The organism is Burkholderia sp. NFPP32 (genome assembly GCF_900119325.1).
GTDB lineage: Bacteria > Pseudomonadota > Gammaproteobacteria > Burkholderiales > Burkholderiaceae > Burkholderia > Burkholderia pyrrocinia_C.
On sequence record NZ_FPJP01000003.1, the window covers coordinates 129,114 to 141,884 of the forward strand.

Annotated in this window: 12 protein-coding genes; 2 read left to right on the forward strand and 10 right to left on the reverse strand. The window is 67.7% G+C overall.

Annotation, left to right across the window (positions count from 1 at the left end; all coding sequences use genetic code 11):
- Positions 1-3: 3 nt before the first annotated feature.
- The 7 genes from BT264_RS07585 to BT264_RS07615 form a co-directional block, all read right to left on the reverse strand.
- A complete protein-coding gene (locus BT264_RS07585) occupies positions 4-330 on the reverse strand; it encodes an antibiotic biosynthesis monooxygenase family protein (protein ID WP_072442248.1) in 327 nt (108 codons plus the stop codon).
- 63 nt (positions 331-393) lie between these two features.
- Complete coding sequence (locus BT264_RS07590; protein ID WP_072442250.1) at positions 394-1,368, reverse strand: YkgJ family cysteine cluster protein; 975 nt, start codon at positions 1,366-1,368, stop codon at positions 394-396.
- Positions 1,362-2,174, reverse strand: coding sequence for a MetQ/NlpA family lipoprotein (locus BT264_RS07595; protein ID WP_072442252.1), 813 nt, complete (start codon positions 2,172-2,174; stop codon positions 1,362-1,364). The genes BT264_RS07590 and BT264_RS07595 overlap by 7 nt, the downstream gene beginning before the upstream one ends.
- Positions 2,171-3,220 (reverse strand): formylglycine-generating enzyme family protein, encoded by a 1,050-nt coding sequence (locus BT264_RS07600; protein WP_072442254.1) that lies wholly within the window; start codon positions 3,218-3,220, stop codon positions 2,171-2,173. The genes BT264_RS07595 and BT264_RS07600 overlap by 4 nt, the downstream gene beginning before the upstream one ends.
- Before the next feature lie 100 nt (positions 3,221-3,320).
- Positions 3,321-5,279, reverse strand: coding sequence for an arylsulfatase (locus BT264_RS07605; protein ID WP_072442256.1), 1,959 nt, complete (start codon positions 5,277-5,279; stop codon positions 3,321-3,323).
- Between the two features lie 147 nt (positions 5,280-5,426).
- A complete protein-coding gene (locus tag BT264_RS07610; protein ID WP_072442258.1) occupies positions 5,427-6,146 on the reverse strand; it encodes an SDR family oxidoreductase in 720 nt (239 codons plus the stop codon).
- A gap of 178 nt (positions 6,147-6,324) precedes the next feature.
- Complete coding sequence (locus tag BT264_RS07615; RefSeq protein WP_072442260.1) at positions 6,325-7,236, reverse strand: LysR family transcriptional regulator; 912 nt, start codon at positions 7,234-7,236, stop codon at positions 6,325-6,327.
- A 126-nt stretch (positions 7,237-7,362) separates the two neighbouring features.
- On the opposite strand from BT264_RS07615, the gene BT264_RS07620 reads away from it, so the two are divergent.
- On the forward strand, positions 7,363-8,382 hold the full coding sequence (locus BT264_RS07620) for a zinc-dependent alcohol dehydrogenase family protein (protein WP_072442262.1): 1,020 nt from the start codon (positions 7,363-7,365) through the stop codon (positions 8,380-8,382).
- A gap of 44 nt (positions 8,383-8,426) precedes the next feature.
- Here BT264_RS07620 and BT264_RS07625 read toward each other — a convergent pair whose 3' ends face one another.
- From BT264_RS07625 to BT264_RS07635, 3 genes are read right to left on the reverse strand one after another with little or no spacing between them, the layout of a single operon-like run.
- On the reverse strand, positions 8,427-9,611 hold the full coding sequence (locus tag BT264_RS07625) for a porin (protein WP_072442264.1): 1,185 nt from the start codon (positions 9,609-9,611) through the stop codon (positions 8,427-8,429).
- A 52-nt stretch (positions 9,612-9,663) separates the two neighbouring features.
- Positions 9,664-10,446 (reverse strand): ABC transporter substrate-binding protein, encoded by a 783-nt coding sequence (locus BT264_RS07630; protein WP_072442266.1) that lies wholly within the window; start codon positions 10,444-10,446, stop codon positions 9,664-9,666.
- A 53-nt stretch (positions 10,447-10,499) separates the two neighbouring features.
- Positions 10,500-11,690, reverse strand: coding sequence for a M20 aminoacylase family protein (locus BT264_RS07635; RefSeq protein WP_175960772.1), 1,191 nt, complete (start codon positions 11,688-11,690; stop codon positions 10,500-10,502).
- 115 nt (positions 11,691-11,805) lie between these two features.
- Here BT264_RS07635 and BT264_RS07640 point away from each other — a divergent pair, with 115 nt between their 5' ends.
- Positions 11,806-12,765, forward strand: a complete 960-nt coding sequence (locus tag BT264_RS07640) for a LysR substrate-binding domain-containing protein (protein ID WP_072442268.1) — start codon at positions 11,806-11,808, stop codon at positions 12,763-12,765.
- Positions 12,766-12,771: the final 6 nt, after the last annotated feature.

Sequence of the window (12,771 nt, forward strand, 5' to 3'; positions counted from 1 at the left end):
CAGTCACGCGGACTGCCCCGCATGCGGCTGCGCCAGCTTGCCGTCGCCGTACTCGCGGAGCACCTTCGAGATCACGACGCGATAGCCGTCGAGCCAGCGCGCCTGCTTCGCCTTCGCTTCGAGATGCGCCGGATGCTGCATCAATTGCTGCAGCGCCGCCTCGGATTCCCAGTAGTAGACGTTCTGGATCAGCCCCGCTTCGGCGTTCTCCCACGTCTCCTCGCCGAGATAGCCGGGCGTCGCGCGCGCCATGTCGGCGATCTGCCGGTCGAGCCGGTGGAATTCGTCGTCGTATTGTCCGGCACGGAAAATGAAGGTCGACGCGTACATGCCCGCTCCGTCAAAAACGATTGAAAGAGCGCCAAGTGTAAGGCACGCGGCGTGCCGCGATCGTTACGCGGCGAGCGGATCGGCGTCGAGCCATGCGTCGATGCGTGGCGCGTCTTCACGCGCTCCGGCCGCGGGCGCCGGCATCGCCGCAAGCGCATGCCGTGCACGTTCGAGCGCCTGTGCAAAGCCGCGCAACTCGCGTGTCGCGGGCCGGTCGTCGGCACGCCGGCGCGCGAGCGCCGCTTCGACGTTCGCGCCGATCAACGCGAGTTGCGCGTCGATGAAGTCGAGGCACAGCGCGCGACAATGCGCGGAAACCGGCGCGACGGCCAGCAGGACGGGCACGATCGACACTATCAGGTAACCGCCCGGCGCGAGCCGTGACAACGCATCGCGTACGTGCTGCCCGCCACCGACCAGCGACGTGAACACGGGATCGCGCCACACCGCACGCTCGAACGCGAGTGCGTCGCGATACGTGTCGAGCGCCGCGCGATCCGCGACCTGTCCGGCCGTCACCAGTGGAATCGGAAACGAGGGTTCGACGGCAGGCTGCTCGCCCTCCGCCTCGACAATGCAGTTCGCGCCAAGCCATGCCGTTTCGTCTCGACGCGCAGCGAGCACGCGAGACTGCAACCGGTCCGGCAGCATCGGATCGAGCGGCACCGCGCCGCAGATCGACGGCTTCTCCGCATGCACGCTGCAGCGGCCGTCGTCGGCAAGCGCCGCGCAACGGCCGAGCGACGGATAGTCGTAACCCTGCAGCGTCAGCACGACCCATTCGCGATTCGCACCGCCGATGCGATGGAACAACCGCTCGGCCAGCGCTTCGGACGCCGCAACATCGTCCGCGTCGAATGCATGCTCGCGCCCGCCCGCACGCCAGCGTTCGCCGATTCGCCGCTTCGGCACGCGACGGATCGTCAGCGCGCCGACGAAGCGGCGCCGATGCCGGAACAGTTCGCGCAGCGACAGCGTCGGCGCGCTATTGCAGCAGCGTCCGCATGCATTGCACGCGAGCAGGTACGTGTCTACCACGGCCGCCGCACCGAATCCTGGTAACGCGTGAGAATGAAGCGCGCGACGTCGTCCGAGTGATATGCGGCGACGAGCTGCGCGACCCACGGTTTCGCGCGATCGGCGTTGCGCACCATCAGCACGTTCGCGTACGGCGAACGCGCGTCCTCGATGCCGATGCTGTCGCGCGCGGGCTGCAGCCCGACGCGGGCGGCATCGTCGCTGTCGATCGCGACGAACGCAGCCGTGTCGAGCGCGGCGTGAAGACGATCGCGGCGCAGCGCGACGATTTTCAGCCCGAGCCGGTTGCCGGTCACGTCGCGCAGCGTCGCACGCAGGCCGGCCTGCTCGCGCAGCGTCACCAGCGTGTCGTTCTGCAGCAGCACGAGCGCACGCGCCATCCCGCGCCGATCGGCGGGAATCGCGACCGTCGCGCCGGGCGGCAATTCGTTCAGGTTTTTCAGCTTGCGCGAATAGAGCGCCATCGGCAGCGTGACGGTCGGCGCGACTTCGGTCAGCGCGTAGCGTTTCCGCGCGCGCGTCGCGGCAAGCTGTTGCGCATCCTCGAAGCTGGCCGCGTCGATCCGGCCGTCGGCGAGCGCCGCGTCGATGCGCGACGCATCGTCGAATTCGACGACGTCGACACCCAACCCGCGTGCAGCAGCGACCCGCTTCACTTCGTCCAGGATCTGCGCATGCACGCCGCGCGTCACGCCGACGCGCACGGCCGGGGCAGCCGATTCGGCCGCAACGGCCGATCCCTGATGGACGACACCGCACGCGGCCAGCAGCCATACGGAAACGGATCGCACGATGCGGTTCCTCACGATGCATCCCTCAGGATCGTGCGAAAGCCGATGTGCGACGCGCCGAGATCGGCCTCCTGCTGTTCGCGCGACGACGCGCGATAGCGCACGCAGTAGTCGCGCGAGCACAGGAACGAACCGCCCTTGATGACCATCGGCGTATCGTGCCGGCGCGTCGTCGGTGCGACGGCAGCCGTGTCGCCGTTGGCGTGCGGCTGGTGCGGGCCCGTGTACGCGTCCTTCGTCCATTCCCATGCATTGCCGATCATGTCGTAGAGGCGGAAGCCGTTCGCCGCATAACAGCCGACGGGCGCGAGGCCCGCATGACCGTCCTCGGCCGTATCGAGCACCGGGAACGCGCCCTGCCAGTAGTTCGCGGCCGGCTTGCCCTGCGCGTCGCGCGGCGCCGCGTCGAGCGACGCGTCGTCGCGGCCGGCCTTGCCCGCGTATTCCCATTCGGTCTCGGTCGGCAGATCGCGGCCGAGCCAGCGCGCATACGCGAGCGCATCGCGCTGCGTGACGAGCGTGACGGGCAGGTTGCCGAGCCCGTCGACGCCGCTGCCGGGCCCGCGCGGATGACGCCACGATGCCCCCTTCACCCACGACCACCATGCGAGGTCGCGCGCATTCATCTCGTCGCGCGTCGGCACATGGAACACCGCCGCGCCGCCCTGCTGCTCGGCCTCGGTCACGTAGCCGGTCGCCTGCACGAATGCGGCGAACTGCGCGATCGTCACATCGGTCTGGTCGATCCAGAAGCCGCCGACGTGCGTGCGGCCGTCGCCGGCCGGACGCTCGTCCGCATAACCGCGCGTGCTGCCGAACACGAACGCGCCGCCGCGCAGATGCACCATCCCGGCCTTGGGGTCGTCGCGCCACTTTGCCGGCAGCCCCGAATAGCGCTCGCACTGCCGCTCGGAGCCGAGCGGCGCGAGCGCGCGGCCGCGATTCGCGTCGTCGAATGCGCCGCCCGCGGGCGCCGCCGGATTCGCATAGCCCACCGCGAACGCGGCGGCGAACAGCGTGGCGGCGAGCGCCGCGCCGATCGTCCAGAACCGGAACCGCATCGTGTCGTCCTTTCAAGAAAGCGCCTTGCCGCTCCAGGTTTTCCGCCCCGAAGGAAGTCCCCCGGGCGGCCCTGGATCGAAGCGACAGGTCCGGGGGCGCTCAGTAATAACCGCGCGGACGCAGCGGCTCGACGCCGCCGACGTTGCTCATGTACGTCTTCCACTGGTCGACGAGCGTGCCGATCACCGACGGGTTCTGCGCCGACACGTCGGTCGTCTCGCCGCGATCCGACGCGAGGTCGTAAAGCTGCCAGTGACCGTCGAGCGGCCCGAGCGGCGGCTCGGTCCACAGCGCCTTCCAGCGGCCGTCGGCACTGCGCAGGTACGCGCGGCCGTACGCTTCGTCGCCGAACGGCGCCGTATGCACCTCGCCCGTCGCCGAACCGGTGAGCACCGGCAGCAGCGACTGGCCCGTGACCGGGTACACGTAGCGGTTGTTGTAGATCACCTTGCCCTTGTTCTGGTCGACGCCCGTCAGCGTGTTGACGAGCGGCGGCGCCGGCTGCGACGGCGGCGTGACGCCCGCGACCGCGAGGAAGGTCGCCGTGTTGTCGGTCACGTGCGTGAACGCGCGCAGCGTCGGCAACTGCTGCGACTGGCCCGGCAGGCGCACGATCGTCGGCGTCGATACGCCGCCTTCGGCCGAGTAGCCCTTCGTATGCCGGAACGGCGACGCGCTCACTTCGGCCCAGCGCAGCCCGTACTGCAGGCGCTGTGCGTTCTGCTTGCCGTTGTCGGTGCCGAGCGCCGAATAGGTCGGCTCCTGCGCGTTCGCAGTGTCGGTCGCCGTCGGGTCCGCGCCGGAATCGATCGGCCAGCCTTCCGCGCCGTTGTCCGACTGGAACATGATGAACGTGTTGTCGTATTCGCCGATGTCCTTCAGGTGCTGGATCAGCAGGCCGATGTTGTAGTCGAGGTTCTCGACCATCCCCGCGTAGATCTCCATGTAGCGCGCCTGCGCACGGCGCTCGGCCGGCGACAGGCTCGACCACAGCTTGTCGACCTTGCCGGTGCCGTAGTCGCTATAGCCGTCCGCGGCCGAATGCACCGCGCTGATGTATTTCGCGCTCGCGGTGCCGTTGTTCGCGGTCGCGGGCGACGCCGCCGTCGTTTCGGGCACGCCGTCGAACGGCTTGAAGTCGGCGGGAATCAGGCCGAGCGCTTTCTGCCGCGCGATCCGCGCGTTGCGGATCGCGTCGTAGCCGGCGTCATAGACGCCCGCGTACTTGTGCAGCCACGGTTCGGGCACCTGAAGCGGCCAGTGCGGCGACGTGTACGCCGCATAGGCGAAGAACGGCTTGCCGTCGCGCTGGTTCGAATCGATGTACGAGATCAGCTTCTGCGTATAGAAATCGGTCGAATAGAACACGGCCGGGCTGCCGCCCGTGCCGCCCGGCTGCCCGGGCTGGCCAGGCTGCACGTAACGGCCGTCCTCCGTGTAGTTCGACGAGCCGGCCGGCTCGTGCGCGAAGTGGTTGGTCGCCGCGCCGCCGAGCAGCACGTAGCTGCGCTCGAAGCCCCACTGGTCGGGCGTCTGCCCGCTGCCCGTCGCGCTGCCGACGATCCCCGAGCCGATGTGCCACTTGCCCGCGATATAGGTGTGGTAGCCGGCGTCCTTCAGCAGTTGTGCGAACGACAGCGCGCGGTCGTTCAGGTAGCCCTCGTAGCCGGGCAGCCCGCGCCGCTCGTCGGTCGGTACGCCCATCGTGCCTTCGCCGACGAGATGGTGATCGGTGCCGGACACCAGCATCGCACGCGTAATCGCGCACACGGTGCCCGTGTGATGGTTCGACAGGATGCGGCCCGATGCGACGAGCGCGTCGAGGTTCGGCGTGTTGATCTCGCCGCCGAATGCATGGATGTCGGAATAGCCGAGATCGTCGGCCATGATGTACAGGATGTTCGGGCGTTTCGCGGCCTGCGGCGGTGTCGTGCCGGCCTGCGAAGGCGGCGAATCGCTGTCGACGCCGCCGCACGATGCGAGCGACACCGCGCCGGCGATCGCGGCGCAGACGACACGGAAACGGAAAGCATGCAACGGCGACGCGGACTTTTTCATTATCGTGAACGCTCGATCTACGGGATCGGCGATCTTAGCGTCGCGCGCGCGGCGCCCAAAGTCGGATTCGTCACATGCTAACGGGGCACAGGAATATGCGATGCGGGCCCGATGCAGGCCGTTTGGCGCGGCCCGCGCCGCGATGCGTCAGCTGCGCCCGCCGAGGCTGCCGCCGCCGTCCACGGCCAGCACCTGCCCCGTGACGAAACCGGCTTCGTCGGACAGGAAGAACGCGATCGCGGCCGCCACGTCGTCGGGCGTGCCGAGCCGGCGCGCGGGAATCGTCGCGAGCACCTTGCGTTCGGCTTCGCTGCCGACCGGCCGCGTCTGTCGGAACAACTCGGTCTCGATCGGGCCCGGCGCGACCGCGTTGACGGTCACGCCATGCTCGGCGAGTTCGAGCGCCCACGTGCGCGTGCAGCCGACGAGTGCGCTCTTCGCGGCCGAATACGCGGTGCGATCGAGGCTGCCGAAAATCGCGCGGCTGCAGATGTTGACGATGCGCCCGTGACCGCGCGCCTTCATCGCATCCGCAAAGTGCTGAGTGACCTGGATCGCGGCACGCACGTTCAGATCGAACACCGCCTGCAGCGACCCGAAATCGATCTGCCCGAGCGGCTGCGGCAACACGATGCCGGCGTTGTTGACGATGCCGTCGACGTCGTGCCGCTCGCTGATGCGCGCGAGCGTTGCCGCCGTCCGTTCGATGTCGGCAAGATCGCACGCGAGCAATTCGCCGGGGAAATCGATGCCCTGCGCATGCCGCGCTAGGCCGATGACGCGATGGCCGCGCTGCGCCAGAAATGTGCTGACCGCGAAGCCGATGCCGCGCGACGCGCCTGTGACGAGGTAGGTGCGGGATGACATGATTCGTGCCTGTGTGGAAGGAATCGAAGAAGTCGCGATGCGTACGCAGCCACGCGGCGCATCCGCGTTCCGGACGATTGTGCCTCGTGCAGGAAAAACGCGTACGGTCGCCGGCACCCGCATCGTTCAGCCGCTCCGCCCGGATGCGGTACGCGCTTGTGCGGGTCGCCTGCCCGCCTCAGTCTTCCGACGCCAGCATCCGCGGAATCTCGTCGACGAGCGCATCGATGACGACCCGCACCTTCGACGGCACGTGGCGCGACGACGGCCGCACCGCGAACACCTCGGCGCCCGACACGCTGTTGCTGTCCATCACGAGCACGAGGCGGCCGTCGCGCAGGTAAGGCGCCATCAGCCAGCACGGCAGCCACGCGAGGCCCGCACCGGCAGCGGCCGCATCGGCGATCGCCTGCAGGTCGTCGAACCGCAGGCGGCCGGCCGCGCGGTGGTCGTGCACCGCGCCGTCCGCACCGATGATCCGCCATGGTGCCGGCTGCCCGCCGCGCGAATATGCGATGCCGACGTGCGACCCGAGTTCGTCGAGCCCCGTCGGCCGGCCGTGACGTTCGAGATACGCGGGCGATGCGCAAATGCCCATCCGCTGTACGCCAAGCCGCCGCCCGACGAGCGTGCTCGTATCCGCAAGCTCGCCGATGCGCACCGCGACGTCGAAACCGTCGTTGATCAGGTCGGCCAGGCGATCGCTGAACGACACGTCGATCTCGAGCCGCGGATGACGCTCGACGAGGCGCCGCATGACGGGCGCAACGCATTGCCGCCCGAACAGCACGGGCACGCTGATGCGCAGCCGCCCCGACGGCTCGCGCCGGCCCGCGTCGAGCGCGGCCTCCGTTTCGCCGAGATCGGCCAGCAGCCGCCGGCACTGCTCGTAATAGACGAGCCCTTCGTCGGTCAGGCTGAGCTGGCGCGTCGTGCGCTGCAGCAGCCGCGCGCCGAGACGGCGTTCGAGCCGCGCGACGACCTTCGCGATGGCCGAACGCGTGACGCCGATGCGCAGCGCCGCCGCCGCGAAGCTGCCCGACTCCACGACGTCGACGAATTCGGCGACGCCTCTCAAACGCTCGTCCATGCGATTCCGCTCCGGTTGGATGACAGATTTGTGTCCATGACGGCGACAGTCAGTGGCCGAATTATCGCCAATGCGTCCCCGTGCGCAACACTATGATAGTTCGACCTATCTCGAAAAGGAGTCGACATGCACGCATGGCAAATCAAACCCGGCGACGGCGCTGCCGGGCTCCGGCGCATCGACGCGACACGCCGGCCGGTCGGGCCGACCGACGTCGTCGTGAAAATCCACTCGGCAGGACTGAACTACCGCGACCTGATGTTCGCGCGCGGCGACTATCTCGGCATCGGCAAGGACGCGCTGATCCCTGTCGCCGACGGCGCCGGCGAAATCGTCGAAACCGGCCGCGACGTCACGCGCTTCAAGCCGGGCGATCGCGTAATCAACACGTATTTCCCGCGCTGGATCGACGGGCCGCCCACGCCGCAGAAGGTCTCGGGTTCGCCCGGCGCGCAATTCGACGGCGTGCTGGCCGAGCACTTCGTGTCCGACGAAGCGGCGCTGGTCGCGATTCCCGCGCATCTCGACTACGACGAAGCGGCGACGCTGTCGTGCGCGGGCATCACCGCCTGGAACGCGCTGTTCGCCGACGGCGGCGCGGGGCCGGGCTCGACCGTCGTGCTGCTCGGCACGGGCGGCGTCTCGATCGTCGCGCTGCAGCTCGCGCACGCGGCGGGATTGCGCACGATCGTCACGTCGTCGAGCGAGGCGAAACTCGAACGCGCCCGCGCACTCGGTGCGGACGCAACGATCAACTATCGGGCGACGCCCGAGTGGCAGCATGAAGTGCTGCGGCTCACCGGCGGCGCGGGTGCGGATCTCGTCCTGGAAGTCGGCGGACACGACACGCTGCCGCGCTCGGTCGCCGCGACGAAGCTGGGCGGCATCGTGTCGGTGATCGGCGGCGTCAGCGGCTTCGGCGGCCCCGAACTCGGGCTGCTGTCGCTGATCGGCGGCATTCGGCAATTGCACGGGATCATGGTCGGCAGCCGCGCGATGCTCGACGACGTCGTGCGGTTCGTCGATGCGAAGCGGATCAAGCCGGTGGTCGATCGCGTGTTCGGCTTCGACGAAGCGCCGCAAGCGTATGCGTACCTGCAGTCGGGGCAGCATTTCGGCAAGGTCGTGATTCGCGTCGCTTCGTGATGGATGAAGGCGGCGGGCCGCCGCCTTCTTTCCGGCAGGTTCCATCAGAACTTGTGCCGAATCCCCGCGTGCACCATCAACTGCTTCGACGTCGACGACAGATCGGCCGCGCCGGGAATATATGCCTGATCGAGCGACGAGCCGGTCGCGTCTCCGGCGATCCGCTGGTACGCGCCCATCAGATACACATCCGTGCGTTTCGACAGGTTGTAGTCGGCCATCAAGCCGAACGAATGGATCTTCGGCTTTGCGGCGCCGGTCGTCGCGTCGTAGCGCACCGTCGTGTACACGTATTGCGCGCCGACGAACAACGCCGGCGTGAACTGATACTTGCCGTTCACTTCGAAGTTCTGATACTTGATCGACGTCACCGTACCGCCCGCAAGCGGCCCGGTCACGGGTTCGATCGTTTCGTCGCCGAACAGGTAGCCGACGTTCGCGGTCGGCCGCGTGACGTTGCTGTTGGTGTACGCAAACCCGACCGTCACGGGCCCTGCGGTGTAGTTGATGCCCGCTCCGAAGATCCGCAGCCGTGCCGACGCAAAATTCGCATCGGCGCCGACCGACCCGGAACCCGCGATCGCGCCGCCCGACGTCGCGCCCGGGTTGTCCGAATTCAGGAACGCGGCGCCGATGAGCAGGCCGCCCTGCTCGTACTGCGCGCCGACGCTCCATACCCGGTTGTTCGCGAAGCCCGTGTCGTTGCTGAAGCTGTACGTGCCGCCGAACGAGAAGCCGGAGAAATCCGGACTCGCATACTTCACGGTATTGTTCGTGCGGAACGTGTTGCCGGTGTTGTCGTTGTCGAGCGGGTGCGAGAACGGATAGACGCCCCAGCTCCCGTTCGCGGTCGTCGGCGCGAGATAGTCGACAACGGAATCGTATTGCCGCCCGAGTGTCAGTGTGCCGAAGCGCGTGCTGCCGAGCCCGACGTAGGCCTGACGCCCGAACATGCGGCCGCCCTGCGCAAGCGTGCCGCTGTTCACGTTGAAGCCATTCTCGATCTGGAACAGCGCGCTGTAGCCGCCGCCCAGGTCCTCGGTGCCCTTCAGCCCCCAGCGGCTGCCCTGCGCGAAGCCGCTCGCCATCTGCCACGCACTGTGCCCGCCAACGTTGTTCGTATAGTCGATTCCCGCATCGACGAGGCCATAGAGCGTGACGCTGCCTTGCGCGAACGCGGGCGCTGCGCACAGCGCCGGAAGCGCGACAAAAATCGATCTCCAGTTCATCCGTAATCCTTATTTATTTATGGTCGATCGCGCACGTTTCGTGCGCTGCTGCTTACTTCGTGCCGTAGATATCGAAGTCGAAATACTTCCGGTTGATCCGCTGGTACGTGCCGTTCGCGAGAATCGTTGCGAGCGCGCGGTTAAATGCGTCGCGCAGGTCGTTGTCCTGCTTGCGCAACCCAAGACCGTCGCCCTGCCCGAAATACTTCGCGTCGTCGATCGGCGCACCGGCGAACATGAAGTCCTTGCCCTGCGACTTCTTCAGAAAGCCGTCGCTGGCCGCGATCGACGCCTGGAACGCCGCGTCGAGCCGCCCCGTCACGAGATCGGCGTACACCTGATCCTGGTTCTGGTACGACACGATCTGCACGCCGGCCGGCTGCCAGTTCGCGACCGCGTAGTCGGCCTGCGCGGAACCCTGCTCGACGCCCACGCGCTTGCCTTTCAGCGATTCGGCCGTCGGCAGCAGCGGCGTGCCCTTGCGCGCGATCAGCCGGGCGGGTGCATTCGAGATGCGGTTCGTGAACGCGATCTGCTGCATCCGCTTCGGCGTGATCGTCATCGACGACGCGATCACATCGAACTTGCGCGCGAGCAGCCCCGGAATCATCCCGTCGAAACTCGACTCGACCCACACGCAGCGCGCGTGCAGCTCCGCGCACAATGCATTCGTGATATCGATCCCGAAGCCCGTCAGCGTGCCGTCGGGCAGCTTGTATTCGAGCGGCGGGTAAGTCGGATCGACCGCGAGGCGAATCTCCTTGCCCGTCCAGTCGCCCGCATGCACCGATCCTGCCGCCAGCGCCACCGCGAGCGCCGCCATCCACTGTTTCATTGCCTGTCTCCTTGTGTAAATCGTGAATCGTGACCCGAAATCGTGCAGCCGCATCACCCGAGGTATCGCTCCGCGAGCGCGGTCCAGTAGCTCGCACCCGTCGCGAGGCAAGCATCGTTGAAGTCGTAGCCCGGGTTGTGCAGCCCGCATCCAGCCGTGCCGTCGCCGTTGCCGATCGACAGGTAGCTGCCCGGGCACGCCTCGAGCATGAATGCGAAATCCTCGCTCGCCGCGATCGGCCGCAGATGCGGAATCAGCGCCGCGTCGCCGCCCCATTCGCGGGCCACGTCGCGCGCGAACGCCGTTTCCGCCGCGTGATTGACGAGCACCGGATAGCCGTATCGATAGTCGATCTCGGCCGTCGCGCCGTAACTCGCGGCCTGCCCATCCACGATCTCGCGGATGCGTCGCTCCAGTAGTGCGCGCACGTCCGGCGACAGCGCACGCACGCTGAGTTCAAGGTCCGCATGCGGCGGGATCACGTTCGATGCGGTGCCCGCATGGATCGAGCCGGCCGTGACGATCGCCAGTTCCTGCGGATTCACGTTGCGCGACACGACCGTCTGCAACGCCATCACGATCGACGCGCACACGACCACCGGATCGATCGTCGTGTGCGGCGCGGCGCCATGCCCGCCGCGCCCGATCACGCGCACGCACACCTCGTCGGCCGACGCCATCGCCGCCCCGTCGCAGAAGCCGAGCACGCCGGCCGGCAGGCCCGGCACGTTATGCATCGCGAACACGGCATCGCACGGAAATTGCGTGAACAGTCCGTCGTCGATCATCCGCTTCGCGCCGCCGAGCCCTTCTTCGGCCGGCTGGAAAATCAGGTTCAATGTGCCCGCGAAGCGCGCGCGCCCCGCAAGACAGCGGGCCGCCGCAAGCAGCATCGCCGTGTGGCCATCATGGCCGCACGCGTGCATCACGCCGTCGCGCCGGCTCGCATGCGGCAGCCCGGTTGTCTCGCGGATCGGCAGCGCGTCCATGTCCGCGCGCAATCCGAGCCGTTTCCCGGCGCCGCGCGTCAGCGTGCCGACCACGCCCGTGCCGCCGAGCCCGCGCGTCACCCGATAACCCCACGTTGTCAGGCAATCGGCAACGAGATCGCTTGTCGCGTGCTCCTCGAAGCCAAGTTCGGGATGCGCGTGCAGCCGGTGACGCAGCGCGATCATCTCCGCCTCGATGGCCGTTATTTCCGGATGAATATGTTTCTGGTCCAACCCCGATTCTCCTGAATGCATTCCGGTCGTCGATCGCCCGGATGACCGATCGTGGCCGAATCGTATGCAGCGAAAATCCCGGCGACCAGCCGCGGTTTCGTTATGATGACAACCTTTCGTTGTCGGGTATCGCACCATGAGCAACATCAAGCTGCATCAGTTGCAGGCGCTCGTCGCGAGCGCGGAGGCCGGCAGCATCCGCGGCGCGGCACGCACGCTCGGGCTGTCGCAGGCGGCCGTCACGCGCGCGCTGCGCGAGCTGGAGGCGAGCGAGCGCCTGCCGCTGCTCGTGCGTGCGCCGGAGGGCATCGGCTTCACCGAATACGGAAAGACGCTGCTCACGCACGCGAAGCTCGTGCTGAAGCAGCTCGAACACGCGCAGAGCGATCTCGAACGCATGCGCGGCCGCGTCGAGGGCCGGCTGAGCATCGGCGTCACGCCATGGCTCACGATGACGTTCCTCGCGGAAGCCGTGCTGCGTTTTCGCGAGCGGATGCCCGACGTGCGCCTCGAACTTTACGAAGCGCTGATGGCCGTCGCACAGCCGCTGCTGCGCGACGGCAGCATGGACTTCGCGCTCGGGCACGTGCAACCGGGCGGCACGAAGGAATTCGCGTTCGAGCCGATGCTGCGCTACGAGACCTCGGTCATGGTGCGCGCCGGCCATCCGCGCGAACGCGCACGATCGATCCACGACCTGCTCGACAACGACTGGGTGCTGAATTTCGCGGCCGACGGGCAAGCCGCACTCGTCGACTACCTGTTCACGCGCCACGGCGCACGGATCGACGAACGGCGCATCGTGCGCGCGCAGTCGGTCGCGATGCTGCAGACGATGCTCGAGCAGGCCGACATGTGCACGTGGTGCCCGACGATACTCGCGGCCGTGCCGCCGTTCGGCGAACGGATGCTGCCGTTGCAACTGAAGGAGACGTTCGAGCCGCGCGACCTCGGGATCGTCACGCGCCGCAGCAGCACGCTGAGCGACGCCGCTCGCTGCTTCATCGACTGCCTGCTGCACGTGATCCGAAGGCATGCGCGCTCCGCGCGCAAGGAGGATCTCGCGCTGTTCAGGACGGTATCGCTGCTGATCTGACCGCCG